We start from the raw sequence: 23,746 nt of genomic DNA, 5'->3' as shown, positions 1-23,746 counted from the left end.
GCTACACTTGATCCAATTACGCGAAGGAGGTGAGGTAGGTGAATCACGAATGGGTCAATTCCCGCATTAGCCAGCTGCCGATTGCCATGGCTGGCATTGTGCATGCTTTTTTCGCGAACGGGATCCGTCTGTCCATTTACGACGATACGTTTGACCATTCGCGAGAAGACGCCTGCCTCCACCACAACGGATTGCTTATGAACGGGTGATTGTTTTCGCTTCCGGCCGATGCCGGGAGCCGATCGTCCGGCATCTGTCCAGGAGGGCCGCGGCTTGTTGCCGCGGCCCTTTTTTGTGCGCGCGAGGGCGGGTCTTCCGACCATACCGGGGGGACTTGACCATGATGATCGTGAACATACAGGATTTGAAAAAATACCATGCCGCCCAGCTCGTGCTGGACGGCGCGACGCTGCAGCTGCTCGAGGGCGAGAAGGTCGGCTTGATCGGCCGCAACGGCAGCGGGAAATCGACGCTGCTTCGGCTGATCGCGGGACACGAGCAGCCCGATGAAGGCCTGCTTACCGTACGGAAGGAGCTGACGATCGGCTATTTGCCGCAAATTCCGGCCGAATTCGAGGCCATGCGCGTCTACGACGTGCTGGCTTACGGCTACCGCGAGCTGCTCGGCGTGAAGGCGGAGATGGCGGCGCTCGAAGCGCGCATGTCCGATCCGGACGCGGCCGCGGACTTCGCGGCGATGGAGCGGCTGCTGCGGGCGTACGCTTCGGCGCAGGAACGGTTCGAACAGGGCGGCGGCTACGAGATGGAGACGGCGATCGACCAGGTGGCCGAAGGGCTGCGGCTCGACCGCGGCCTCGACGGACGGCGGTTCGGCAGCTTGTCCGGCGGGGAGCAGACGCGCGTCGCGCTGGCGTCCCAGCTGGTCGTCCGTCCGGAGCTGCTGCTGCTCGACGAACCGACGAACCATTTGGACCTGAAGGGGATCGAATGGCTGGAGTCGTTCCTGCGGCGGTACGAGGGCGCCTTCGTCGTCGTCTCGCACGACCGGTATTTCCTCGATGCCGTCGGCACGAAAATGATCGAGCTCGAGGACGGCGAAGCGTCGACGTACCCCACGAATTACACCGGGTACGTGAAGGAGAAGGAAGCGCGGCTGCTTCGGCAGTTCGCGCAGTACCAGGAGCAGCAGAAGGTCATTAAGAAGATGAAGGAGACGATCCGCCAGCTGGAGGAATGGGGACGGCTCGGCGGCAACGAGAAGTTTTTCAAGCGCTCGGCGTCGATCCGCAAGGCGCTGGAGCGGATGGACGTGCTTAAGCGGCCGGCGCTGGATCCGAAGACGGCGGCGTTCGCGCTGTCGATCCAGGACCGGTCCGGCCAGCGCGTGCTCGACTTCGAGGGCGTGGCGAAGCGGTTCGGGGAGCGGGCCGTCCTGGACGGCGCGTCGGGCAGCCTGCTCTACGGCGAGAAGGTCGTGCTGCTCGGGGACAACGGCTCCGGCAAAACGACGCTGTTCCGGCTGCTTCTGGGCGAGGCCGAGCCGGACGGCGGGCGCATCGAGCACGGCTCGCGCGTCGACGTCGGTTACCTTGCGCAGCAGGATCCGCCGGCCGAAGGCAAACGGACGGTCCTCGACTATTTCCGCGTCGAAGGCGCGTACGAGGAAGGGGAGGCGCGCGGCGTGCTCGCCCGGTATTTGTTCTACGGGGGCGACGTCTTCAAGCCGGTCGCGTCGCTGTCCGGCGGCGAATGGTCGCGGCTGCGGCTCGCGCTGCTCGTTCGGCGGACGCCGAATCTGCTGCTGCTGGACGAACCGACGAACCACCTCGACATCGCTTCGCGCGAGGCGCTGGAGGAAGCGCTGGAACAGTATCCGGGCACGGTGCTGGCGATTTCGCACGACCGGTATTTCATCAATCGCCTCGCGCAGCGCGTATGGGAGCTGAAGCGCGGCCGGATCGCCGCCTATCTCGGCAATTACGAGGATTACAGGGCCAAGCGCGCCGATTCGGCGGAGGAGCCCGTTGAATCGGTCGATGCGAAGCGAGCGATGACGGCTTGGGCGGAAGCGCAGGGAGGGGCGGCGCGCCCGGCGAACCGAAAGACGGAGGCGGCGCAAGGCGGCGGGAAACGGGCCGAGCAGCTGGAGCGGGAGATTGCCGCGCTCGAGGCGGAGCTGGCCGGGGCCGACGAGCGGCTGAGCGGGCTCGATGCCGCCGGCGATGCGGCGGGACTGGCAGCGGGCTGGCGCGAGCGCGAAGCGCTGCAGGCGCGGCTCGACGCGCTGCTGGAGGCGTGGATGGCGCTTGAGCCTTAGGGGCGGCGGTGCATCGCCGCGGCGCCAGAAGCGAAGCGAAAAGCGCAGCCGGCAGCCGTACGGGCGGTCGAGCGTTGCCGCGGCGCCGGAAGCGAAGCGACAAGCGCGGCCGGCAGCCGACGCGGGCGGGAAGCGTCTTACGGCGGCGGCGGAACCGCGGCTCCCCAGGAGCACCCGCGTCGAAGCCGCCGCACCGCGCTGGCGAAGGAAGGGACCTTGAATGAGAGGTTCCTTCCATTTTGCTTATTTACAAACCGAGTGTCGGTATGTATGATGAAGGTAAGCAATTATTTTCCAATTGGGGGTCTCGTACATGAACGGATTATTGCTTCTGCATTTGCTGGGGGTCGTCGTCTTCGTCGGCAACATCGTGACGGCCGCGTTCTGGAAGGTCCGCGCGGACATCGGGAAGAATCCCGCCGCGATTCACGCCGCGACGAAGTCCGTCATGGCAGCGGATTACGCCTTCACGCTTCCGGGGCTGCTCCTGATTATCGTCTCCGGCGTATGGATGGCGGCGCGCGAGCACCTGCCCATGCACGGCCTGAACTGGCTGACCGCGTCGCTCGCGCTGTTCGCCGTGACGGGCGTCATCTGGCTGGCGGTGCTCATTCCGCTGCAGCGCGCCATGATCCGGCACAGCGCCGAGAGCGTCGAGCGCGGCCGCGTCACCGAGGGGTATGCGCGCGCCTCGCGCCTGTGGGCCGCATTCGGCATCGCCGCGACGCTGCTGCCGATCGTCATTTTGTATCTGATGGTTTCCAAGAACTTCTAAGCCCGGCGTCCGTCCGAGCGGGAGCGCGAATGAGAACGATCTCATTTTTTTCTCCAAGCAGCCTCGGTGTGCTATGCTTGAGGGAAAATCACTTTAAAGGAGTCATTCCGATGATGAGATCGATCGTTCTGCGCGCTCCCGGCGAGCCGCATACCCTGACGCCGGCGGACCTGCCGGTTCCCGAGCCCGGACCGGGCGAAATCCGCGTCCGCATCAAGGCCGCCAGCTTGAACCCGGCGGATTACAAAATGGCCAAAAACGGCCATCCGGCCTGGACGTACCCGTTCGTACCCGGACTGGACGCGGCCGGCGTCGTGGATAAGACGGGCGAGGGCGCCGCGCAGTGGCGGGAGGGCGACCGCGTCGTCTACCACGGCAGCTTCGTCCGGAACGGCAGCTTCGCCGAGTACGGCATCGTCAAGGCGAACGCGGCCGCCCGGATCGCGGAGGGACTCTCGTTCGAAGAAGCGGCGGCGTTCCCGTGCGCGGGGCTGACGGCGTATCAGGCGCTGACCCGCAAGATGAACCTCAAGCAGGGCGCCTCCATTCTCATTCACGCCGGGGCCGGCGGCGTCGGCGGGTATGCGATCCAGCTGGCGAAAGCGTTCGGAGCGGGGCAAATCATCACGACCGCCTCGGCCGCCAACTTCGACTACGTGCGGACGCTCGGCGCCCATGCGGCGATCGACTACAATACGGAGGACGTCCGCGAACGCGTCCTGGCGCTGACGGACGGCCGCGGCGTCGACTACGCGCTCAATTCGATCAACCGGCAGACGGCGCAGGCCGACCTGTCGCTGCTCGCGTTCGGCGGCCAGCTGGCCTGCATCGCGGGAGCCCCGGAGACCGTGGCCGATTTTCAGCCGTCCCACAAGACGTTCACGGTGCACAAAATGATGCTCTCGGGCGCGTACCTGGCCGGGGACGAACGGGCCGAGACCGAGCTCGGCATCATGGCGGAGCAGTTCATGGCGCTGATGACGGCCGGCAAAATCGTGCCGATGATCGAGAAGCGCATCTCGCTCGAAGAGGTCCCAGGCGAGCTGACCCGGCTCTCGCAGCGGCATGTCCGGGGGAAGATCGTCGTCGTGCTTTGACGCGCCCCGGCTCGGACCCGCGCGGCTCGTGCCGGCCATTCAACCGTTCGGCGGCTTCGTCCGATATAGTAGGAGCAGGCCGAACGACGGGCGGCAGAATGGAGGACTCGCATGGACATTCCGGCATTGTCGATCTCGCTGGCGCAGGGCAGCCTGGCGCAGGCGGTCGGCATCCAAGTGCTCAAGATGGCCCAGGATCAGGCAACGGCGCAATCGCAGCAGCTCGTCCAAATGATGCAGCAGAGCGCGCAGCCGAACTTGGGCGCCAATCTCGATATTCGCGTCTAGCCCTCATCGTGGTAGAATCGTGGTAGAATGAGGGACGGAAGCCGCATACCGAGGAGGAATGGATGATACTCGCCGCTATTTTCGTAGGATTGGTCGCACTGGAGCACGTATACATCTTGGTGCTCGAAATGTTTCTATGGACGACGCCGCGCGCGATGAGAGCTTTCGGCACGACGAAGGCAGAAGCGGAGACGACGAAAGCGCTCGCCGCGAACCAGGGGTTGTACAACGGTTTCCTGGCCGCGGGACTCGTCTGGGGGCTCGTGCATCCGGACGAGACGACCGGCCGCGCGATCGAACTGTTCTTCCTGATCTGCGTCCTGGTCGCCGCGCTGTACGGCGGCGCGACGGCGAAGCGCTCGATCTGGCTCGTGCAGGGCCTGCCGGCGTTGATTGCGCTCATCTTCGTGCTGGTCCGGTGAACGGCGCGACGCAAGCGCAAAAGAGGCTGCCCACGGGGCAGCCTCTTTTGATTTTCGCACAGTTGCAAGTTATTTGTTGCGGGTTATTTCGCTTGCGGGTACTTATCCAATGCTTTGACGGCATTGGCGATTTCGTCGGCCGCTTGCGCTTGGGTCAGTTCGGCCTTCGGATCGAACTTGCCGTCCGCGTCCAGCTTGACGATGCCGAGGTTCAGCGCGGTTTGCACAGAACCGGAGTAGAGCGCGTCGAGTTGGTCGCCGTCCTTGATGTCGACCGGCGCGACCTTGATCATCGGCAGCTTGCCGCTCTTCTGCAGGCTTTGCACGAGGACGTGCGTGAACGCTTCGCGGGTCGCCTTTTGGTCCGGATTCAGGTCGAAGCTCTTCAGGTCGACCGCGATGCCGAATTGCTTGGCGATCAGATCGGCGCCTTGCGCGGCGGTAATCGGCGCGTTCGCTTCGGCCGGCGCTTGGTGGGCTTTCAGGTAGGCCGTCGCCTTGTCGATCGCTTCAAGCGCCGCGGAACGCGTCACTTCCGTTTTCGGGCCGAAGGTGCCGTCTTCGTTCAACTGCACGATGCCGTATTTGATCGCGCGCTGGATCGAGCCGGAGTAAACGACGTTGATTTGGTCCTGATCCTTGATGTCGACGACGACCGGATTGATCAGCGGCAGCTGGCCGGCCTTCTCGACGGAGCGGACGAGCAGGTCGATGAACGCTTCGCGCGTCAGCACGGCATCCGGCGCGACGTCTTCGCCGAGCTCGGCTTTGGCGCCCAGCGCGCCGCCGATCAGATCGGCGCCTTGCGCGGCCGTCAGCGTGCCGTCGGCGACTTCACCCGGGTGCGCCTTCAAGTATTCGATCGCATTGTAGATTTCCTCGGCGGACTCGGAGCGGGTGATGGCGGCTTTCGGCTTCAGCTGGCCGTCCTTGTCGAGGGCGATCACGCCGTAGCTAAGCGCGCGCTGGATCGAACCGGAGTAGTCGACCGTGATTTGATCGCCGTCCTTGATGTCGATGACGACCGGATTGACCATCGGCAGCTTGCCGCTCGCTTCCATCGCGTGAATGAGCATGTGCGTGAATTCTTCGCGCGACAGCACCTTGCCCGGGTTCAGGTCGGCCGGCAGGCCGATGTTGTTGACGGCGGCGATGATGAACGCGTCCGCGTACCAGGCGTCGTCCTTGGCGTTCTGGAAGTAGTCGCTCGCTTTCGGCTCCTTGAAGAAGCGGACAAGGTCCAGGTTCAGGTCGAGCGCGTTCACGATCAGCTGCACGCCTTGGGCGGCCGTCATCGACGCTTGCGGCGCGAACAGTTCGGCACTCACGCCTTTCACCAGTCCTCTCTCCTGCAAGGAAATGATTTTATCCTTCGCGGCGTCATTGCCGAGATCCGTAAAGCCGGCTGCGGCGAAGCTTTGGCTGGCGAACGTGAGCGACAGGGCGGCGGTAGCGGTAAGCGTCAGCATTTTGAACGATTTCTTCATGTTCTTTCACCTCTAGAGAAGTAGTATTTTCCTATCACACAGCCTCAGACGGGCCCATCTGCAAAAAGGTTGCAGCGCCGGTCGCGAATTTTGTCGGGCGCTTCGCGGGTGACTTCGGGAGCCGGACGGGACACCGATGTTTCGCGCCGAGGCAATGCCGGGCGGCTGCTTCTTCCTTGCTGCAGAATTGCCAATTTCCGAGGCGTTCAACCGCGGGGACGGGGCGGCCGCGGGATAACGGAGCGCGCTTTCGTTCCGGAACGGGATGGATTACAATCGAATCAGGATAAGGGGAAGGGGCGAGGCCGTTCATGAAAGCTTGCCGTCCGCAGCAACCGCAGTTGCAAAGCGGTTGACGGACGCGAACTCTCGCCGGCGGGCGTCCGCGCGCGCGGGAAGAGCGATTGCAAGATGGACGAGAAGAGTTGGATCGAGAGGAGATGAACGATAGGATGAAACCGCGGATTACGGTGTTGACGCTGGGCGTGGACGATCTCGAGCGATCGCTCCGGTTCTATCGCGACGGGCTCGGCCTGGCGACCGAGGGCATCGTCGGGACGGAATTCGAGCATGGGGCGGTAGCGTTCTTCGACCTGCAGGCCGGCATGAAGCTGGCCATCTGGCGCAGGTCCGACATGGCGCACGAGACGAAGCTGCCGCTCGCGCCGCCGAGCCCGACCGAATTCACCATCGGACACAACGTAGGGAGCAGGGCGGAGGTGGACCGGGTCATGGCGCTCGCGCTGGAGGCCGGAGCGACGATCGTCGATCCCGCGCACGACGCGTTCTGGGGCGGGTATTCCGGCCATTTCCAGGACCCCGACGGCCATCTGTGGGAAGTCGTCTGGAATCCCGCCTGGGAGCCGGACGAGTCGTAACGCCCGGAACGGAACGCGCATGCGCGAGGAAAGCAAAAGGCCGCCCGGCGTCGAACTCGATCGACGCCGGGCGGCCTTTCGCATGACGGCAAACGCGATTGACGGACGGCCGCGCTTGCGGGTTTCGTCCGCCGGCCAATAGCCGCGGGGCGGGGGCAGGGCCGTTTAAACTACAGCGCCGCGAAACGGACGCATACCGGCTTGGACACCTGCAGCTCGCTTCCCGTCGGCCGCAGCTTGCCGGTCTCGGCGTCGCGGGCGAACGTCACGACGTTGTTGCCGTCGCGGTTCGCGACGAGCGCGAAGCGGCCGTCCGGCGAGAGGCCGAAGTTGCGCGGATGGCCGCCGAGCGTCGGCGCGTACTCCACCGGCTCCAGCCGGCCGTTCGCGGGATCGACGCGGTAGACGGCGAGGCTGTCGTGCCCGCGGTTGGAGCCGTACAGGAACTTGCCGTCCGGCGACAGGTGGATGTCCGCCGTGCCGTTCTCCCCGGCGTACCCGTCCGGCAGCGTGGAGATCGTCTGACGGACGGTCAGCGCGCCCGCCTCGGCGTCGTAGCCGTAGACGGTGATCGTGCTGTTCAGCTCGTTGATGCCGTAACCCATCGGCAGCTCCGGATGGAAGACGAAGTGGCGCGGCCCGGAGCCCGGGGCGATGCTTGTCTCGGAATGAGGCGTCAGCTTCCCGTCCGCGAGGTCGAGCTTGTAGACGAACAGCTTGTCCAGGCCGAGGTCGGACACGACGGCGTAGCGGTTGTTGCGGTCGACGATGACCGAATGGGCGCGCGCCTGGGTTTGGGCCGGCTTCAAGCTGCTGCCTTCATGCCGGTGGACGTCCGACGTCGCGCCGATGCGGCCGTCCGGCAAAATCGGCGACAGGCCGATCATCCCGCCGTGGTAGCTCGCCGTCATCGCGAACCGGTTCGTCCGGTCGAGCGTAATGTGGCAGGTCGTCGCCGGAAGCGTGATCTCGTCGTTCAGGCGCTCCAGCCGGCCCGCGTCCGGATCGAACCGGTACGCGGCGGCCGCGCCGACGCGGCGGCCTTCCGCGTCCTTGCTTTCCATGATCGTATACAAGGTCCGGGCGGAATCGGCGGGTACGAGGAAGGTCGGATTTTGCAGGCCGTCCGCTTGATCGAGCAGCGTCAGCGCCCCGGTCTCGGCATCGTACGCGCACGCGTACAGGCCGGGTCCGTCCGCGTCCGCGTAAGAACCGATAAAGGCAAAGGATTGTGTTGCCGCCATGGTCAGGCACCTCCAAATCGAATGGGCATTCTACGGTTGCATTTTACCATTATTCGCGGGAAAAGGCATCCCGGACGCGAAAAGTCCCCCCGTTCGCGAAGAACGGATGGACGGATCGCACGCGGGGCTGCCGGCGCGGCATCCCGGCGTCCACCGGCTCGCTTTCGCCGTCCGTCGAGACCGAGCTCCGGCCATAAGCCGGACCCCTCTTCGCGTTCGCCGGCGACGGCTCGCCGCATGTTGTAAACGGTCCCCGTTCATATTATGATAGGGGGCGGATGTTCGAAGATTCGCTAATCCGGCATTCTTACATAGATCGCGACGATGAAGGACATGCTTGGGCCAACTTTACCTACGATGGAGGCTTTCCGAATGAGTATTCATATCAACGCCAAACCGGGCGAGATCGCCGAAACGATCCTGCTGCCGGGCGATCCGCTGCGCGCGCGGTACATCGCCGAAACGTTCCTCGAGGACGCGCGCTGCTACAACGAGGTGCGGGGCATGCTCGGCTTTACCGGCAGCTATAAAGGGCACCGGATTTCCGTGCAGGGCACGGGCATGGGCGTGCCGTCGATCAGCATCTACGCGAACGAGCTGATCCGCGAATACGGCGTCAAGCAGCTGATCCGCGTCGGCACGTGCGGCGGCATGCGCGAGGACGTCAAGGTCCGCGACGTCATTCTCGCCATGACGGCCACCACGGATTCCGCGGCCAACCACCAGCTGTTCCCGGGCTTCACGTTCGCGCCGGCCGCGGATTTCGATCTGCTGCACCGGGCCTACCGGGCGACGGTCGAGAAGGGGCTGGCGGTCAAAGTGGGCAACATCCTGACGGCGGACAACTTCTACCGCGAAAGCATGGATCCGGTCAAGAAGCTGGCCGATTACGGCGTGCTCGCGGTGGAGATGGAGTCCTCGGCGCTGTACACGATCGCCGCCCGCCACGGCGCGAAGGCGCTGTCCGTGCTGACGGTGAGCGACCACCTGTTCAGCGGCGAAGCGGATACGACGGCGGAAGAACGCCAGACGACGTTCAACGACATGATCGTCGTGGCGCTCGAGGCGGCCGTCCAAGGCGCGTAGCGCAGGCTGGCCGGCGGCGGCGCCAAGCGGCCGAACAGCCGAACAGCCGAACAGCCGAACAGCCGAACAGCCGAACAGCTTGACACCGAGCGGCGCGGCCAAACGGAGCGACTACGAGCAAAACCCCCGAACGCCGGCGTTCGGGGGTTTTTCGTCGTGCCGCGAGCCGCGCCGGCAAGGTACAGGGGAGCTTGGCTCCATAAGAATGGTGCCGACCGGCGGGCCGGACTCTCAAGCTGTGCCTTCCGCTCTATCGGGCTTCGCCGTCCGCCTCCAGCAGCCCGCGCATCCGGTCCGCCGTCTCCTCGTCGTCCGGCAGGTTGACCGTCGCCGTCAGATGCGCGGCGTCCGAGACGAGAAACGAAATCTGCACGAAAGCGAGCCGGCCGGCCGCCGCATGATGGTTGATCTTCTTGCCTTCGGGACCGGCCAGCACGTCATGCCGCGGCCACCAAGCCGCGAACTCCGGGCTGATCCGGGTCAATTCCTCGATCAGCGCGACCCACCACGGATCGCCGGGATAGTTGGCGTAGCCGGCCCGGAAGACCGCGAGGCGGTGCCGGGCGTGCGCTTCCCACTTGCCGCGCAGCAGGGCTTTGACGGCTGGCGAGGTGAACGTGCGCCAGAGCGAATTGCGCTCGCGGTCGGACAGCTCTTCGTACGGACCGTAGAGCAGGCTGGCCGCCCGGTTCCAGGCGACGACGTTCAGCCGCTGGTCCGTGACGTAGGCCGGGCTCGCGCCCTGCAGATCCAGGAACCGCTGAAGCGCGGGATCGACGCCGGGGATCCCGGTCTCCCTGCGGCCCGGCAGCTGCCCGAGCGCCAGCAGATAGAGATGACGGCGTTCTGGCTCGTCCAGCCGGAGCGCGCGCGACAGGCTGTCCAGCACTTGCGCCGAGATTCCGATGTCGCGGGCCTGCTCCATCCACGTGTACCAGTCGACGCTCACGCCGGCGAGCTGCGCGACCTCGCCGCGCCGCAGTCCGGGCGTCCGCCTGCGCCCGCCCGCGGGCAGCCCGGCTTGTTCCGGCGACAGCCGCGCGCGGCGCGTCTTCAGGAACTGCGCGAGCTCGCGCAGCCGTTCCTTGTCGCTCATCTTCATGCCGCTTCGCTCCTTCCGCCGGAAACGCTTGACTAGGAGGCTCGCTCCTAGGATAAACCGTTCTCTTATTCCGGCATTCGTCTCATTATACACTGGGTGCGGGGCGGCGGGGGACGCCGCTCCGCACGCAGGATGGGGAAAGCGGGGGGATGAGGAAATGGATATGGAACAAACATTAAGGTTAACCAAGGAAGGCGGAACGAAGCGTCCGCTGCTCCTCTTCGGGCTGTCGCTCGGGTATTTCATGGTCCTGCTGGACACGACGGCGGTCAGCGTCGCGCTGCCGGCGATCGGCGCCGACTTGGGCGGCGGCATGCAGGATCTGCAGTGGGTCGCGAACGCGTACACGATCGCGTTCGCCGGTCTGCTGCTGTCGATGGGCGCGCTCGCCGATAGGCTGGGCGCCAAGCGCGTGTATCTCGGCGGCCTGGCGTTGTTCGCCGCCGCCTCGGCCCTGTCGGCCGCCGCGCCCGGCATCGGCGGGCTGATCGCGCTGCGCGCCGCGCTCGGCATCGGCGGGGCGGCGCTGCTGCCCGCCTCGCTGACGCTGCTCGCGCAGGCGTATCCCGACAAGGCCGCGCGCGCCAGGGCGATGGGCTTCTGGGCGGCGGCGACGGGCGTCGCGATGGCGGCCGGCCCGGTAGCCGGCGGCCTGCTGGTCGACGCCGCCGGCTGGCGCACCATCTTCCTGCTGAACGTGCCGCCGGCCGTCTTCAGCCTGATCGTCACGAATAGGCTGGCGGGGAATCCGCCCCGCGCGGCCGGCCGCGGCCTCGATCCGGCCGGGCAGCTCGCGGCCGTCGCCGCCATCGCTTCGCTGTCCTACGCGCTCATGCAAGGCGATGCGGACGGTTGGCGTTCGCCGCGCATCGTCGCGGCTTTCGCGGTGGCCGCGGCGAGCGTCGCCGGGTTCGCGATCGCCGAGGCCCGCGTCCGGACGCCGCTGCTGCCCCTGCGGCTGCTGCGCAAGCCGGCGGTGGCGGGCGGCCTCGCCGCGGGCATGGCGATCAACGTCGCGCTGTCCGGCCTGCTGTTCGCGCTGCCGTATTACGGCCAGCGCGCGGGCGGCTTGTCCGCGCGCGACGCCGGGCTCGCGCTGCTGCCGATGATGCTGCCGCTCGCGTTCAATCCGATCCTGACGGGCCGGATCGTGGGGCGGATCGGGGCGAAGCTTCCGATGGCGGCGGGCTTTGCCCTGGCGGCGGCCGGCACGCTGCTGCTCGCCCTCGCGGACGCGCAGGCGGGCAGCGCGCTCGCCATAGCCGGGCTCTTGCTGACCGGCTTCGGCGTTTCCTTCGCGATTCCGTCCGTCATGACGGCCGTGATCGCCGCCGTCGCGCCGGAGGAGACCGGAACCGCGTCGGGCGCGCTGAACGCCGCCCGTCAGCTCGGCGCGACGTTCGGCGTGGCGCTCGTCGCGCTGGTGCTGAGCCGGTATGCCGAGCCGGAGGCCGGCCTCCGTGCGTCACTGCTCGGCATGGCCGTCCTGCTGCTCGGCGGCGTGCCGGTCGCGCTCTTCGGCATGGGCGGGGGCAGGCGTTCCGGCTGACGGCGCATCCGGCGGCCCGGCCGCTCGCTCCGGAGCGACTCCGTCCGCTAGCGACCGCTCCCGGACGAAATCGATGAACCGTTTGGCCGCGGGCGACAGGTAACGGTCCCGTCGCCACTTGAGCCCGAGCTCCCACTGCCAGTCCTCGTCCCGGATCGGAATCCAGACGAGGCCGTCCAGCAGAAGGCCGGGCGTCCGCGGCAGCACCGACACGCCGAGGCCGGCCTTGATGAAGCCCGCGACGGTGATGAGGTCCTCGGCGTCGTACGCGGAGGCGAGCGCGAAGTCGGCGCTGGCGGCGCGAGCGCGGATGGAATCCCGCAGGCCGCAGTTTTTGCTCAGCCCGACGAAGGGCTCCCCGGACAGTTCCGCCAGGCGGATCGAAGCCAGGTTAGCGAAGCGATGCCGTTCGGAGACGACGACGTAAAGCGGCATCCGCCGGACGACGATCCATTCGCGGTTGTCCGTTACGGTTTCCTTGGACGTCAGGAGCAGATCGGACCGGCCGCTCTCCAGCTGTTCGTCGATGTCGGCGTTGTCGCCTTGAATCAGCTCGAACCGCACCTTGGGATACCGTTCGAGATAAGCCGTGACGAGCGAGGGCACGAGGTCGACGCCGAGGATGTTCAGATAGGAAAGGGGAATGACGCCCGTATCGGGGCTCGACGATTCTTCGATTTCCTGCATCCCTTTGCGGATGCTCGCCAGCGCTTCGTCGACCCACTTCGCGAACGCGGCGCCGTACCGGTTCAGCCGCAGATTCCGCCCGCCGCGGTCGAAGAGCGGCACGCCGAGCTCGCTCTCCAGCTTGGAAATGGCATGGCTGAGCGCCGGCTGCGTCACGTTCAGCGCCTTCGCGGCCATCGTCATATGCTGCAACCGGGAGACGGTCAGAAAATAGTCCAGCTGCGTAAGCTCCATGAGCCGCGCTCCTTTGTCCATGAATTCTAATCATCGTTTCGTTCCCTACTATAATGCAAGCGTAATGAATGAAGCAACCGAGCGGGAACGCGGGCCTTCGGCCGGCGCTCCCGCCTTGCGCGCCGAGCAGCAAAAAACACGCCGTCTCCGGCGTGTTTTTTTGGCCATGCTTCAATCCGGCCCCGGGCTTACGCCGCCCGTCGCCGCCGAATTACCGCCCTCCAAAAGCTCCCGCGCGAAGGCGAGCCATACCCGCGCCGCATAGGACAGGTACGCGTTCCGGCGCCAGATCATCGCCGGCGCCCACGGAATGGCAGGCTCCGTCGGAATGACCCGCAGCCGGGAACGGTCCAGGTCGCGGCAGATCCGCTCCGGCAGCAGGGCGATGCCCAGATCCACGGCGGCCAGCTCGCTGATGAGATCCCACTGCGTGCTCTTGTACACGGCTTGCGGCAAGAAGCCTTCCCGCTCGCACGCGTCGATGATCCGGTCGTGCAGCACGAAATCCTCGTGGAAGAGGAGGAACCGGTCCTCGCTCAGCTCCGCGAGCCGGACCGCGTCGCGGCCGGCGAGCCGGTGCGCGGGCGAGACGACCAGCAGCAGCCGCTGCTTGCCGAAGCAAAACGATTCGAACCGTTCGGGGTCCGCCGGCAGCAAGGTGACGCCGATATCGAGCTTGCCCTCGGCGACTTCCGCCTCGACGCGTTTGGCCCCGTACTCGAACAGCTGCAGCGCGATGTTCGGGTAGCGCTCGCGGAAGCCGCCGATCACGCCCGGAAAGAAGCTGACGCCGACCATCGGCGGCAAGCCGATGCGGATGCGGCCGCTCTTCGCTTCCGTCAGCTCGCCGAGCCGCGCGGTCATGTCGTCGAACGTCCGCACCATCTGCTGCGCCTGCGCAAGCAGGATTTCGCCCGCGTCCGTCAGCACGATCCGCTTGCCGCTGCGTTCGAACAGGACGACGCCGAGCTCGTCCTCGATCGTCTTGATCGTCTTGCTGATCGTCGGCTGCGAGACGTACAGCGCCTGCGCGGCCTTGGTGAAGCTCTGGCGGCGGGCGACCTCCAGAAAATAATGCAGCTGCCGGATATCCACGCGCGATGCCTCCCATCTCTCATAGCCAAACGGAATGAAAACGATGCTGTAAATGTATTTTACCTATGAAAGAAGCTGCTGTACACTTTCGTTTAGAAAGGGGCTTACAGCATTGCGCAAATCGATTTCCATCCTGTTTCAAGTGCTCTTCTTCACGGCGCTCGCCCGGCTGATGAACGAGCTTGTCGCCTGGCTTCGCATACCGGTTCCCGGCAGCATTCTCGGCATGCTGCTCGTGTTTGCGCTAATCCGGCTGCGGGTGCTGCCGCGGCGGCGGCTCGAGGGGGGCGCCGACTGGCTGATCGCCACGATGCTGCTGTTCTTCATTCCGCCGGCCGTCGGCATCATTGCCTACCGGCAGCTGCTGGCCGACGACGGCATCCGCATCGCGCTCGTCCTCGCGGCGGGCACGGCGGTCGTGATGCTGTGCAGCGGCTTGATCGCGCAGAGCATCGCCAAGCGAAAGGAGTCCTCGCAGCCATGACGACCGCCATCGCAAGCTTCCTCGCCACGGTGCTCGTCTACGCGCTGGCGAATCGGCTGTATAGGCGCCGGCGGATCCTGCTCCTGTCGCCGCTCATCGTGACGCCGGCGTCGCTCGCGCTGCTGCTGCTGGCGACGCGGACGGATTTCGCGGCGTACAATGCCGGGGCGCACTGGCTCTCCGACATGCTGCAGCCCGCCACCGTCGCGCTGGCGGTTCCGCTCGCCCGGCATTTCGGCCTCGTGAAGAAGCATGCGGCCGAGATCGCGGCCGGCGTGCTGTCCGGCTCGGCGGCCGCGGTCGGGTCGACGCTGTGGCTGGCCAAGGCCATGAAGCTCGATCCGCAGCTCGTGAACAGCCTGATTCCGCACTCGTCGACGACGCCGATCGCGATGAACATCTCGCAGGCGATCGGCGGCATTCCGGCGGTCACCGCGGTAGCGGTCATGATCACCGGCATTTTCGGCTCGCTCATCGGTCCGGGCGTGATCCGGCTGCTTCGCATCCGCAGCGACGTCGCCCGCGGCGTGCTGCTCGGCACGAGCGCCCACGGCGCGGGAACGTCCAAGGCGTTCGAGCTGAGCAGCGTATCGGGCACGGTATCGAGCATCGCCATGATATTGGCCGCGGTCGTTACGTTATTCATCGCGCCGTGGCTGCTGACCTATTTCGAATCTTGAGGGGGAACCTAGGCATGACACGCTCAACCGGTATGCAAACCGCGCTTATGATCGCCTTCCTCGTCCTCGTCTGGGGCGTTAACTGGCCGTTGTCCAAATACGCGCTCGCTTACGCGCCGCCGATCTTGTTCTCCGGCATCCGTACGCTGCTCGGCGGATTGCTGCTGCTCGCGGTCGCCATTCCGCGCTACCGCCGGCTGCGGTTCAAGCAGACTTGGCGCATCTACGCCGTCTCGGCCGTCGTGAACGTCGTCTTGTATTACGGCTTGCAGACGATCGGACTCGGTTATTTGCCCTCGGGGCTGTTCTCGGCCATCGTCTTCCTTCAGCCGGTGCTGGTCGGCCTGTTCTCCTGGCTGTGGCTGGGCGAATCGATGAACGGGCTGAAGGTCGCCGGCCTGGTCTTAGGATTCGCCGGCGTCGCCGTCATATGCGGCGGATCGGGGAGCGCATCCGGTCACATCTCCGCCGCGGGCATCCTGCTTGCCCTGGGCTCGGCGCTCAGCTGGGCGCTCGGCACCGTCTTCGTCAAGAAATCCGGCGCCGCCGTCGATCCCATCTGGCTCGTCTCCATGCAGCTGCTGTTCGGCGGCGGATTCATGACCGCGCTGGGCAGCCGGGTAGAACGCTGGTCGGACGTCGCGTGGAGCGCGGACTTCATCGCCGATCTGCTGTTCATCGCGATCTTCGTCATCGCCTTGGGCTGGCTCGTCTTCTACCGGCTCATGGATTCGGGCGACGCCAGCAAGGTGGCTTCGTATACGTTCCTGATTCCGCTCGTGGCGATCTTGACGGGCTGCCTGTTCTTCGGCGAGCCGTTCTCGCTCTCGCTGCTGGCCGGACTGATCCTCGTGCTCGGAAGCATCTTCCTCGTCAATCGCCGGCCTTCCCGCCGCGCGCCGCGCCGTCTGGCGCACGCGGCGAAGTGACGTTCGCTCGGCGTTCGCGGCAGGAAGCCGTTTAAAAAAATAAACGGCCGATGCAACCAATCGCGTCTCCGGAGCGTCTACCCATAATATGGAATTTATGCGATGGGAAGGAGAAGCGGGCATGCGGACATTACTCGGGTTCGTCGCGATCGCCATCGGCGTCGTCGGCGCGCTGTCGCCCGCGACGTCATGGCAGATGTCGGCCGGCTGGAGGTTTCGGGACGCGGAGCCGAGCGGCGCGGCGCTGAGCGCGCATCGGCTGGGCGGGGTCCTTGCGATTCTTGCCGGCCTCGTCCTCCTCGTCTCCAGCTGTTCGTCCGGCGGCGACGGCGCGGCCTACCGGGCGCAGTTTCAGGCTAAGCTGCTGGCCGGCGAGGCGGCGGACATACGGGTCGGGCAGCCGGGGCGTCCGTACGCGCTGAGCGCCGAGGAACGGCAGGAGGCGGCCGACTTGATGGGACATGCGCCGATGCGCGCGTTCGAGCCGGGCAACGCTTACGGCGCCGCCGGCGAGGCGACGGTCGTCTTCGAGGACGGGTTGACGGAGCAGCTGCTGCTGTTCGGTCCGTCTGGCGGCGTCGAGCTTCATCTCCGCTCCGGCGAAGCGTACGCCTTCGACAGCCCGGAGCTGGGCAGCCGGTTCCGCGACTGGATGCGGAAGGCGGACGAGCGGTAAACGGCCGTGCAGCCGCAGACCGGAAGCAGCGACGGCCGCGCCTGTACGCGCCAAAAAGACCCCGTTTCGGGGTCCTTTTTCGTCTGCGATAAGTCGGCGGACCGTCCGCTGTCTCAGGTCTCGGTCATGACCCCGCCGTTCACGTGCAGCACTTGGCCCGTGACGAACGACGAATCGTCGGAGGCGAGATAGACGTAGGCCGGCGCCAGCTCGAACGGTTGGCCGGCGCGCTTCATCGGCGTTTCGAGCCCGAACGTCTTCACGTACTCCGCCGAATAGCTGGACACGATAAGCGGCGTCCAGATCGGACCCGGCGCGACGGCATTGACGCGGACGCCGCATTTGACGAGCTGAAGGGACAGGGAGCGGGTGAACGAGACGATCGCGCCCTTCGTCGAGGAATAGTCTACGAGCAGCGGCGCGCCGGCGTAGGCGGTGACGGATGCGGTGCTGGTGATCGTGCTGCCGGGACGGAGATGGGGAAGCGCCGCCTTGGTCATATAAAAGTGAGGGAAAATGTTCGTGCGGTACGTGTCTTCCAGCTGCGCGTCGGAGATGTTCAAGATGCTGTCCTGCGGAAACTGGACCCCTTGGTTCAGGACGAGCGCGTCGAGCTTGCCGTAGCGCTCCAGCGTCCGCTTCACGACTTCCGCGGAGAACGCCGGCACGCGCAGGTCGCCTTCGATGGGCAGGCAGCTCCGCCCGTACCGCTCCACCGTCTTTTGCGTCGCGGCGGCGTCTTCGCGCTCGTACAAGTAGACGATGGCGACGTCGGCGCCTTCTTTGGCGAAGGCGATGGCGACCGCGCGGCCGATGCCGCTGTCCCCGCCTGTGATGATCGCGACCTTGCCCGCCAGCTTCCCGCTGCCTTTGTAGCCGGGATTATCCGAGATCGGCGTCGGCACCATCAGATATTCAAGACCGGGCTGGCGGTCTTGATGCTGGGGCGGGAACGTCACCGGCACCTGCTCGCATTTCGTCTCTTGACTGTAATAGGGGTAACCCGGGATCATCGCTGTACCTCCGTGATGGATTGATGATACAGGATATTCACCCATGGGCGGGAAGGTGTGGCCGGACGGGAAGGTCGCGCACGCGGAAGCTTGCAGGCTTGGCGGGCGAAGCGGCCGCCAAGCCGTTTTAATGGCGTAACGAGCTAGACCGATGCGAAAAAACGGACGAGGCCGAGCAGCGCGAACCCGAACAGCGACGCGCCCGCGCCGATGCCGGTCACGGCGCTGTTCGCGACCCGCAGCCGCGGCGCGACGAAAGGCGCGGCCGCCGCGACGGCGACGAGCAGCGCCGCCAGCACGTAGAGGCCGGCATCGTCGAAGACATGGCGCAGTCCGATGAAATGCACGCCGACGATGAACGCGATCCACGGCGCGACGAGGCCGGAGCGCCTGCGGCGGATCAGCAGGTAGGCACCTATGCCGCAGACGGCGATCTCCGCGTAGACGGAGATCAGATAGCCGCGGAGCGGGCCGTCGTCCGCCAGCGCGGAAGGCGCGTCCCAATGCGTGACGCTCAAGTAAACGCCGTACAGGCAGAGCAGCAGGGCCGTCCCGGAAGCGATCCCGAGGTATTTGCGCCAGTGCGGGCGCGGGTTTTCCTGGGCCCAGCCGAACCAGACGAAGCTGAACAGGCCGAAGACGGAGACATACATGGCATGATCGCGGACGAAATCCATTTCAGATCCTCCCTTTGGAAATGCGGATTTGGAGTTCCGTTAGCCATTGCGGAGTTGGAAAATAAAAGCAGGTTGCTTCCAGCATACCATGAACGGAACGATTGTGTACCTTGCGGCGATATGTTAAGATATTGAAAGTGATAATCATTATCATGGGGGCGGATAAACCATGACGACAGCGTACGATTTTTCGTTGGTGAAAACCTACTTGCATATCTCGCCGGAGGGCGCGGAGCACGTGCTGGACGAAATGCCGGCGACCGGCTTCTTCGACGCCGCCCGCTTGGACGGCATGCTGCGCAAGACGGGGGAGATCGTGCGGGCGACCGACTACAAGCTGCCGGGCTCGTTCTTCGGCACGACGCTGTGCCATCTGAGCGTGACGAAGCTGATTTTCCTCGCCATGTACGGCAAGATTCTTCGGCTGAACCTCGATAACCTGACGTTCCAGATCGATTACGAGGAAGACCACGGCCACCCGCATCTGGGCTACCGGCTCGACGGGATCGACGCGGCGGAGCTGCCCGAAGGGAACGCCGACGGCTTCGTGGCGGAGGATTGGCGCGCGTTCATGACGGACACCGTGACGCCTGCAGTCCGGGCGATCGCGCAGGCTTCTCGCATGAACGCGGAGGTCATCTGGCAGCAGTTCGGCAGCATCGCCGGCGTGGTCAAAGACTTCGTGGGGAAGATGCGGCTGCCGGCGGAGGTAACCGAACGGTTCGACCATCATTTCCGGCTGCTGTCCGAAGCGATCCCGGCGGAGGCCTTCGGCCGCAAGCGCAACCCGTTCCAATGGGAGACCCGCTACGTCGACAATCCGTACCAGCCCGGCGAGCGCTGGATGATGCGCTCCGGCTGCTGCCAGTACGACCGCCGCGAGGGCGGGACCAAATGCTTCGTCTGTCCGCGCATGACGCCGGACGAACGGGCCTGCGAGGCGCAGCGCATTCAGGCGGAATCCGCCGCCGTCTAGTCGAACGTCCCATATGCCAGCCATCATCGTTAACAATCATTCAAGAGCCGTTGTTGCCGCTCCCTCGCCGGGGCAGCGAACGGCTCTTTTTGCGCCGTTCGGACGCGGACGGGAGCCGCCTTCAGGCTTCGCTTCGGATCAGGTTCACGAGGTTGGCCGCCGCGGCGGGAAGGGGCTCGTCGCGGCGCGTGCATACGGCGATCGAATTGACGAGCCGGATATCCTTCACATGGACGCGGCTGAGCTCCCCGCGCCGGACGTACTCGCGCACGACGAGCGAGGAGACGAAATTGGCGCCGTAGCCCGCGATGACGGCCATGATCGCTTCGTGCAGCCGTTGAACCGCAGCGGGATGCGCGGCGCGGGAACGTTGTACGTCCGGCAGAGCGCCAGCAGCCGCTCGCGCGTCGAGCTGCCTTCTTCCCGCATGACGAACGGCTCCCGCATCATGTCGCGAAGCGACACCTCCCGGTTCGCGTACGGGTGATTCGGCGCGACGACGAACCACAGCTCGTCTTGGAAGAGCTGCTCGGCCAGAATCGCGTCCGGGTGCTCTTCAGTCAATCCGCCATAAACCGCGATATCGGCGTCCATGTTCAAGAGCTGCCGGAACGCGTCGGCGGAATTGGTCGTCGTGATCGTCATCTCGACGTTCTCGTAGCGCTGCTTGAATTTGGCGATCCAAGCGGGGATGAGAAACTGCGCCGGCAAATACGTCGCGGCGATCCGAATATGGCCGCGCGCGCCGCCGCGGAATTCCTCGCAATATTGTTCGATCTGCTGCTCCGTCGCGAACAGCCGCTTGGCCAGCAGCGCAAGTCCGGCGCCGGCTTCGGTCAAGGCGATGCCGCGTCCGCTCGGCTGCAGCAGCGTCATGCCCAGCTCTCTCTCGAATTTCTTGACTTGGGCGGTAATGGCCGGTTGGCTGATGCTGAGCAGCTCGGAGGCGCGGGTCACGCTGCCCGTGGACGCGATCACGTGAAACAGGCGCAGGGCGTGCAGGTTCATGGGAAGGCTCCTTCCGCTTGACTTATATATTTAATCTATGAGTGCGAGATAAAGATATATTTTATTTATCATTATAGGGACTCTACAATGGAAGTGGAAGCTCAACCCATTCGCTAAAGGAGAGGATCAGCATGAACGAAGCCTTTACGTGGAGCCTTGTCGACGAGTATATCGAGGACCGCCTCATTCCGCGGGACCCGGCGCTGGACGAGGCGCTGGACGCGAACCGCCAAGCCGATCTGCCGCCGATCGACGTGTCCGCCGCCCAAGGCAAGCTGCTGCAGCTGTTCGCGCGCATGGCGGGCGCGAAGCGCATACTCGAGATCGGGACGCTCGGCGGGTACAGCACGATCTGGATGGCTCGGGCGCTCCCGGAGGACGGCACGCTGGTGACGCTGGAGCTGGATCCGCGCCATGCCGCCGTCGCCGTCGCGAACGCGGCGCGGGCCGGTCTGGACCGCGTCGTCGACGTTCGCGTCGGCCCGGCGCTGGAGCAGCTGGCGGAGCTGGACGCGGAAGGAGCGGCGCCGTTCGATCTGATCTTCATCGACGCGGATAAGCCGAACAATCCCGCGTACCTGACGTGGGCGCTGCGCTTCTCGCGTCCCGGCACGGTAATCGTCGGGGACAACGTCGTCCGCGAAGGGGCGGTCATCGAACGTCACAGCACGGATCCCCGGGTGCAGGGCGTCCGCGCCTTCTTCGACCTGCTCGCGCAGGAGCCGCGCATCTCGGCGACCGCGATTCAAACCGTCGGCTCTAAAGGCTACGACGGCTTCATGATCGGCATCGTGAACGGTTGACGGGTTCGCGGGCCGGACGATTGCCCTTGCGGCGCTTCCGCTTGAAGCGCCGCAAGGGCGTTTTGGCGTTCGGCGGCCGGCGGCGAGGAAAATTTTTTTCGCTTTTCGGGCATAAGGCGCTTGCACCTTACGTAACGTCATGTTTTATAGTAAAGGTACCGGTAAACGCGAAGCGCGAACGAAAGGGGAGGGTTATGGGGCGAACATGGAAGGTCGGCGAGCTGTCGAAGCTGACGGGCTTAACCGTCCGGACGCTGCGGTTTTACGACGGAATCGGGCTGTTCTCGCCGTCGGCGTTTTCCGAGTCGGGTCACCGGTTGTACGATGAAGCGGACATTGCTCGGCTGCACCAGATTTTGGCGTTGAAGGAATTGAACCTGTCGCTGGACGAGGTGAAAGCGATCCTGGCCGGGGGCGAATACAGCCCGTTCGACATCGTCGCGGAGCAGATGGCCCGCGTGAAGGAGACGATCCGGATCCAGCGGAAGCTGCTCGACGAGCTTGAATACGTCGCCGACTTGATGGCGGAGAAGGAACGGCTGTCCGTGGACGATTTCCTCGGCCTGCTGCAGACAATGAAGAAGAGCCACGAGAAATACGTTTTCGAACGGAAGCGAAGCGTGGAGAGCAGCCTGGACCGGCTGGGCGGCTTTCTGGACGGCGAGCTTGCGGACGAGCCATTATAGGAGGAATGTTGAGATGACGAAACGTACAACCGAGCATGTTCAATTTGTCGTGGAACGCGTCTACGGCGCGAAGCCCGAGCGCGTGTTCGCGGCGTGGTCGGATCCCGCGAAGAAGGCGCAATGGTTCGCCAAGGCCGACGTGTTCGAGTTCCGCGTCGGCGGCCGCGAGAGCAACCGCGACCGGCTGCCCGACGGCATGAGCGTGAATTTCGAGGCGCAGTATCAGGAGATCGTGCCGAACGAGCGGATCGTCTACTCGTATGCGCTTGATCTGGACGAGGCGCGGGTATCGGTCTCCGTCGTCACCGTGGAACTGCGGGCGGAAGACGGCGGCACGCGGCTCGTGTTCACCGAGCAGGGCGCTTTCCTGGACGGCCGCGACACGCCGGCGATGCGGGAGCACGGCACCGGCATCATGCTGGATGCGCTGGGCAAGCTGGTCGCGGAATAAATCCAGACGTCAATTCCGAGCCCGGCGGCGGCATGCGGCCGGCCAACCAGATTCAGAGGAAAGCAGGGATCATCATGAACGATCAGGCCAACCGAGGAACGATCGCGGCGGGCGAGAACGAGCTTGTCGAGGCGCGCGTCATCGATGCGCCGCGGGAAACGGTGTTCCGGGCGTGGACGGACCCGGCGCTGCTCGCGCGCTGGTGGGGTCCGCGCGGATTCACGAATACGTTCAGCGGCTTCGATCTCCGGCCCGGCGGCACGTGGGAATTCGTCATGCACGGCCCGAACGGCACGGATTACCCCAACACGAACGTGTTCGTGGAGATCGCGCCTCCCGAGCGGATCGTCCTCAAGCATGTCAAGGCGCCGGTCTTCGTGCTGACCGCCTTGTTCGAGGACGTCGACGGCAAGACGCGCGTCGTGTTCCGTCAGCAGTTCGAGACGGCGGCCGTGTACGAGCAGGTGAAAGCCTACGCGGGCAAAGGCAACGAAGAGAATCTGGAGAAGCTGGCCGAGGTCGTCGCCAGCCTGTCCGCGGACTGAACCGGTCCGGCGGGGACGGTTGCGAAGCCGATCCGCGGACTCGGGCAACGAACGGTGAAGCGAGAAGATGCGGCGGAATGCCTCATCGCCGAGGGCGGCGGCTGCGGACGGAATGGTGATTCCGGAAGCGGCCGCTTTTTTTGTTTTGCGCTCGCCGGCGACCGGCGAGATCAGGCAAACCGGTAAACCGGCCGTCAACCGTCGCCGAGCTGCCGGAGCGCGGACGCGCGCACGATGCCGGCGATCGGTACGAACCGGATGCCCTCCGCATGCCGCAGGGTAACCGTCCAGCGCGTCAAGTCCTCCACCAAACCCGTCAGCCGGTCGCCTTCGTCCGTCTGAATCGTGACGAGCCGCCAGTCGTCCTTGGCCTGCAACAACTTCGTATGTAGGGTCATGTTACCTCCTGCGTATCGCCGCGAACGAAACGAGGCGCGGCTGAATGGATCGCGGCCGAACAAGAAAAGGCCGCGCCCCTGATCGGAGCGAAAATGCGCGTAACGGAAAGCGTTTTCGGAAAGCCACTCATACGTTTCGGACGATCGTCTCCGGGACCGGCGGTCGGGCGCGATTTTGCGGCGATGGACCCGGGCGGC

At 65.2% G+C, this 23,746-nt stretch carries 26 protein-coding genes and 1 pseudogene; 18 read left to right on the top strand and 9 right to left on the bottom strand.

The genetic code is table 11. The features are described from left to right. Positions 1-38 precede the first annotated feature (38 nt). From I8J29_RS18335 to I8J29_RS18310, 6 genes are all read left to right on the top strand, one after another. On the top strand, positions 39-209 hold the full coding sequence (locus tag I8J29_RS18335; RefSeq protein ID WP_208848967.1) for a hypothetical protein: 171 nt from the start codon (positions 39-41) through the stop codon (positions 207-209). Positions 210-340: 131 nt separating this feature from the next. Further along, on the top strand, positions 341-2,278 hold the full coding sequence (gene abc-f / locus I8J29_RS18330; RefSeq protein ID WP_208848966.1) for a ribosomal protection-like ABC-F family protein: 1,938 nt from the start codon (positions 341-343) through the stop codon (positions 2,276-2,278). Between the two features lie 313 nt (positions 2,279-2,591). Beyond that, complete coding sequence (locus tag I8J29_RS18325; RefSeq protein ID WP_208848965.1) at positions 2,592-3,053, top strand: DUF2269 family protein; 462 nt, start codon at positions 2,592-2,594, stop codon at positions 3,051-3,053. Between the two features lie 110 nt (positions 3,054-3,163). Then, positions 3,164-4,150 (top strand): zinc-binding dehydrogenase, encoded by a 987-nt coding sequence (locus I8J29_RS18320; RefSeq protein ID WP_208848964.1) that lies wholly within the window; start codon positions 3,164-3,166, stop codon positions 4,148-4,150. A gap of 111 nt (positions 4,151-4,261) precedes the next feature. Continuing rightward, positions 4,262-4,438: a YjfB family protein gene (locus I8J29_RS18315; RefSeq protein ID WP_208848963.1), complete on the top strand. Its 177-nt coding sequence runs from the start codon at positions 4,262-4,264 to the stop codon at positions 4,436-4,438. 62 nt (positions 4,439-4,500) lie between these two features. Continuing rightward, entirely contained in the window at positions 4,501-4,860 is a 360-nt protein-coding gene (locus I8J29_RS18310; RefSeq protein WP_208848962.1) for a DUF1304 domain-containing protein, read from the top strand. An 83-nt stretch (positions 4,861-4,943) separates the two neighbouring features. Here I8J29_RS18310 and I8J29_RS18305 read toward each other — a convergent pair whose 3' ends face one another. Then, positions 4,944-6,347: an S-layer homology domain-containing protein gene (locus I8J29_RS18305; protein ID WP_208848961.1), complete on the bottom strand. Its 1,404-nt coding sequence runs from the start codon at positions 6,345-6,347 to the stop codon at positions 4,944-4,946. A 452-nt stretch (positions 6,348-6,799) separates the two neighbouring features. On the opposite strand from I8J29_RS18305, the gene I8J29_RS18300 reads away from it, so the two are divergent. Then, positions 6,800-7,225, top strand: a complete 426-nt coding sequence (locus I8J29_RS18300) for a VOC family protein (protein ID WP_208848960.1) — start codon at positions 6,800-6,802, stop codon at positions 7,223-7,225. Positions 7,226-7,395: 170 nt separating this feature from the next. On the opposite strand, the gene I8J29_RS18295 is transcribed toward I8J29_RS18300, so the two are convergent. Continuing rightward, complete coding sequence (locus I8J29_RS18295; RefSeq protein ID WP_208848959.1) at positions 7,396-8,469, bottom strand: lactonase family protein; 1,074 nt, start codon at positions 8,467-8,469, stop codon at positions 7,396-7,398. Between the two features lie 372 nt (positions 8,470-8,841). On the opposite strand from I8J29_RS18295, the gene deoD reads away from it, so the two are divergent. Continuing rightward, positions 8,842-9,555 (top strand): purine-nucleoside phosphorylase, encoded by a 714-nt coding sequence (gene deoD / locus I8J29_RS18290; protein ID WP_208848958.1) that lies wholly within the window; start codon positions 8,842-8,844, stop codon positions 9,553-9,555. Between the two features lie 250 nt (positions 9,556-9,805). Here the strand turns inward: deoD and I8J29_RS18285 are convergent, their stop codons facing one another. Further along, a complete protein-coding gene (locus I8J29_RS18285; RefSeq protein WP_208848957.1) occupies positions 9,806-10,657 on the bottom strand; it encodes a helix-turn-helix transcriptional regulator in 852 nt (283 codons plus the stop codon). A gap of 163 nt (positions 10,658-10,820) precedes the next feature. On the opposite strand from I8J29_RS18285, the gene I8J29_RS18280 reads away from it, so the two are divergent. Next, on the top strand, positions 10,821-12,206 hold the full coding sequence (locus I8J29_RS18280) for an MFS transporter (RefSeq protein ID WP_240546295.1): 1,386 nt from the start codon (positions 10,821-10,823) through the stop codon (positions 12,204-12,206). Here the strand turns inward: I8J29_RS18280 and I8J29_RS18275 are convergent. Both I8J29_RS18275 and I8J29_RS18270 read right to left on the bottom strand, forming a co-directional pair. Beyond that, positions 12,123-13,127 carry a LysR family transcriptional regulator gene (locus tag I8J29_RS18275; protein ID WP_208848955.1) on the bottom strand — a complete coding sequence of 335 codons (1,005 nt, stop codon included), beginning with the start codon at positions 13,125-13,127 and terminating at the stop codon, positions 12,123-12,125. The genes I8J29_RS18280 and I8J29_RS18275 overlap by 84 nt on opposite strands. Positions 13,128-13,298: 171 nt before the next feature. Then, positions 13,299-14,222 (bottom strand): LysR substrate-binding domain-containing protein, encoded by a 924-nt coding sequence (locus I8J29_RS18270; protein WP_208848954.1) that lies wholly within the window; start codon positions 14,220-14,222, stop codon positions 13,299-13,301. Positions 14,223-14,334: 112 nt separating this feature from the next. Between I8J29_RS18270 and I8J29_RS18265 the strand changes: the two genes are divergently transcribed. From I8J29_RS18265 to I8J29_RS18250, 4 genes are all read left to right on the top strand, one after another. Next, entirely contained in the window at positions 14,335-14,706 is a 372-nt protein-coding gene (locus tag I8J29_RS18265; RefSeq protein WP_208848953.1) for a CidA/LrgA family protein, read from the top strand. Beyond that, a complete protein-coding gene (locus I8J29_RS18260) occupies positions 14,703-15,386 on the top strand; it encodes an LrgB family protein (RefSeq protein WP_208848952.1) in 684 nt (227 codons plus the stop codon). Before I8J29_RS18265 ends, I8J29_RS18260 begins: the two co-directional genes overlap by 4 nt. A gap of 14 nt (positions 15,387-15,400) precedes the next feature. Continuing rightward, positions 15,401-16,315, top strand: coding sequence for a DMT family transporter (locus I8J29_RS18255; protein WP_208848951.1), 915 nt, complete (start codon positions 15,401-15,403; stop codon positions 16,313-16,315). Between the two features lie 121 nt (positions 16,316-16,436). Next, positions 16,437-16,991, top strand: a complete 555-nt coding sequence (locus I8J29_RS18250) for a DUF6199 family natural product biosynthesis protein (protein ID WP_208848950.1) — start codon at positions 16,437-16,439, stop codon at positions 16,989-16,991. Positions 16,992-17,104: 113 nt separating this feature from the next. Here the strand turns inward: I8J29_RS18250 and I8J29_RS18245 are convergent, their stop codons facing one another. Together I8J29_RS18245 and I8J29_RS18240 are read right to left on the bottom strand one after the other, a co-directional pair. Continuing rightward, positions 17,105-18,004 (bottom strand): SDR family oxidoreductase, encoded by a 900-nt coding sequence (locus I8J29_RS18245; protein WP_208848949.1) that lies wholly within the window; start codon positions 18,002-18,004, stop codon positions 17,105-17,107. A gap of 143 nt (positions 18,005-18,147) precedes the next feature. Continuing rightward, positions 18,148-18,681: a hypothetical protein gene (locus I8J29_RS18240; protein WP_208848948.1), complete on the bottom strand. Its 534-nt coding sequence runs from the start codon at positions 18,679-18,681 to the stop codon at positions 18,148-18,150. A 169-nt stretch (positions 18,682-18,850) separates the two neighbouring features. Here I8J29_RS18240 and I8J29_RS18235 point away from each other — a divergent pair, with 169 nt between their 5' ends. Further along, on the top strand, positions 18,851-19,657 hold the full coding sequence (locus tag I8J29_RS18235) for a hypothetical protein (protein ID WP_208848947.1): 807 nt from the start codon (positions 18,851-18,853) through the stop codon (positions 19,655-19,657). Positions 19,658-19,778: 121 nt separating this feature from the next. On the opposite strand, the pseudogene I8J29_RS18230 reads toward I8J29_RS18235, so the two are convergent. Then, positions 19,779-20,665, bottom strand: a pseudogene (locus tag I8J29_RS18230) (LysR family transcriptional regulator). A 131-nt stretch (positions 20,666-20,796) separates the two neighbouring features. Here I8J29_RS18230 and I8J29_RS18225 point away from each other — a divergent pair. The 4 genes from I8J29_RS18225 (at position 20,797) to I8J29_RS18210 (ending at position 23,150) form a co-directional block, all read left to right on the top strand. Further along, positions 20,797-21,468 carry an O-methyltransferase gene (locus I8J29_RS18225; protein WP_208848946.1) on the top strand — a complete coding sequence of 224 codons (672 nt, stop codon included), beginning with the start codon at positions 20,797-20,799 and terminating at the stop codon, positions 21,466-21,468. Positions 21,469-21,662: 194 nt separating this feature from the next. Beyond that, positions 21,663-22,154, top strand: coding sequence for a MerR family transcriptional regulator (locus tag I8J29_RS18220; protein ID WP_208848945.1), 492 nt, complete (start codon positions 21,663-21,665; stop codon positions 22,152-22,154). Positions 22,155-22,167: 13 nt separating this feature from the next. Continuing rightward, entirely contained in the window at positions 22,168-22,605 is a 438-nt protein-coding gene (locus I8J29_RS18215) for an SRPBCC family protein (RefSeq protein WP_208848944.1), read from the top strand. Positions 22,606-22,679: 74 nt separating this feature from the next. Further along, positions 22,680-23,150 (top strand): SRPBCC family protein, encoded by a 471-nt coding sequence (locus I8J29_RS18210; RefSeq protein ID WP_208848943.1) that lies wholly within the window; start codon positions 22,680-22,682, stop codon positions 23,148-23,150. A 194-nt stretch (positions 23,151-23,344) separates the two neighbouring features. Here I8J29_RS18210 and I8J29_RS18205 read toward each other — a convergent pair whose 3' ends face one another. Then, positions 23,345-23,548 (bottom strand): hypothetical protein, encoded by a 204-nt coding sequence (locus tag I8J29_RS18205; protein ID WP_208848942.1) that lies wholly within the window; start codon positions 23,546-23,548, stop codon positions 23,345-23,347. Between the last annotated feature and the right edge of the window lie 198 nt (positions 23,549-23,746).

Origin of the sequence: Paenibacillus artemisiicola (assembly GCF_017652985.1) — a bacterium.
In the GTDB taxonomy this organism is placed as follows: domain Bacteria; phylum Bacillota; class Bacilli; order Paenibacillales; family Paenibacillaceae; genus Paenibacillus_Z; species Paenibacillus_Z artemisiicola.
The sequence above is the reverse complement of the archived record's forward strand: the minus strand, read 5'-3'. Positions and strand labels throughout refer to the sequence as shown.

Excerpts from the sequence above, each read along its gene's own strand:
- abc-f (WP_208848966.1), top strand. The coding sequence starts at position 341 with ATGATGATCGTGAACATACAGGATTTGAAAAAATACCATGCCGCCCAG.
- I8J29_RS18325 (WP_208848965.1), top strand. The coding sequence starts at position 2,592 with ATGAACGGATTATTGCTTCTGCATTTGCTGGGGGTCGTCGTCTTCGTC.
- I8J29_RS18320 (WP_208848964.1), top strand. The coding sequence starts at position 3,164 with ATGATGAGATCGATCGTTCTGCGCGCTCCCGGCGAGCCGCATACCCTG.
- I8J29_RS18315 (WP_208848963.1), top strand. The coding sequence starts at position 4,262 with ATGGACATTCCGGCATTGTCGATCTCGCTGGCGCAGGGCAGCCTGGCG.
- I8J29_RS18310 (WP_208848962.1), top strand. The coding sequence starts at position 4,501 with ATGATACTCGCCGCTATTTTCGTAGGATTGGTCGCACTGGAGCACGTA.
- I8J29_RS18305 (WP_208848961.1), bottom strand. The coding sequence starts at position 6,347 with ATGAAGAAATCGTTCAAAATGCTGACGCTTACCGCTACCGCCGCCCTG.
- I8J29_RS18300 (WP_208848960.1), top strand. The coding sequence starts at position 6,800 with ATGAAACCGCGGATTACGGTGTTGACGCTGGGCGTGGACGATCTCGAG.
- I8J29_RS18295 (WP_208848959.1), bottom strand. The coding sequence starts at position 8,469 with ATGGCGGCAACACAATCCTTTGCCTTTATCGGTTCTTACGCGGACGCG.
- deoD (WP_208848958.1), top strand. The coding sequence starts at position 8,842 with ATGAGTATTCATATCAACGCCAAACCGGGCGAGATCGCCGAAACGATC.
- I8J29_RS18285 (WP_208848957.1), bottom strand. The coding sequence starts at position 10,657 with ATGAAGATGAGCGACAAGGAACGGCTGCGCGAGCTCGCGCAGTTCCTG.
- I8J29_RS18280 (WP_240546295.1), top strand. The coding sequence starts at position 10,821 with ATGGAACAAACATTAAGGTTAACCAAGGAAGGCGGAACGAAGCGTCCG.
- I8J29_RS18275 (WP_208848955.1), bottom strand. The coding sequence starts at position 13,127 with ATGGAGCTTACGCAGCTGGACTATTTTCTGACCGTCTCCCGGTTGCAG.
- I8J29_RS18260 (WP_208848952.1), top strand. The coding sequence starts at position 14,703 with ATGACGACCGCCATCGCAAGCTTCCTCGCCACGGTGCTCGTCTACGCG.
- I8J29_RS18255 (WP_208848951.1), top strand. The coding sequence starts at position 15,401 with ATGACACGCTCAACCGGTATGCAAACCGCGCTTATGATCGCCTTCCTC.
- I8J29_RS18250 (WP_208848950.1), top strand. The coding sequence starts at position 16,437 with ATGCGGACATTACTCGGGTTCGTCGCGATCGCCATCGGCGTCGTCGGC.
- I8J29_RS18245 (WP_208848949.1), bottom strand. The coding sequence starts at position 18,004 with ATGATCCCGGGTTACCCCTATTACAGTCAAGAGACGAAATGCGAGCAG.
- I8J29_RS18240 (WP_208848948.1), bottom strand. The coding sequence starts at position 18,681 with ATGGATTTCGTCCGCGATCATGCCATGTATGTCTCCGTCTTCGGCCTG.
- I8J29_RS18235 (WP_208848947.1), top strand. The coding sequence starts at position 18,851 with ATGACGACAGCGTACGATTTTTCGTTGGTGAAAACCTACTTGCATATC.
- I8J29_RS18225 (WP_208848946.1), top strand. The coding sequence starts at position 20,797 with ATGAACGAAGCCTTTACGTGGAGCCTTGTCGACGAGTATATCGAGGAC.
- I8J29_RS18220 (WP_208848945.1), top strand. The coding sequence starts at position 21,663 with ATGGGGCGAACATGGAAGGTCGGCGAGCTGTCGAAGCTGACGGGCTTA.
- I8J29_RS18215 (WP_208848944.1), top strand. The coding sequence starts at position 22,168 with ATGACGAAACGTACAACCGAGCATGTTCAATTTGTCGTGGAACGCGTC.
- I8J29_RS18210 (WP_208848943.1), top strand. The coding sequence starts at position 22,680 with ATGAACGATCAGGCCAACCGAGGAACGATCGCGGCGGGCGAGAACGAG.
- I8J29_RS18205 (WP_208848942.1), bottom strand. The coding sequence starts at position 23,548 with ATGACCCTACATACGAAGTTGTTGCAGGCCAAGGACGACTGGCGGCTC.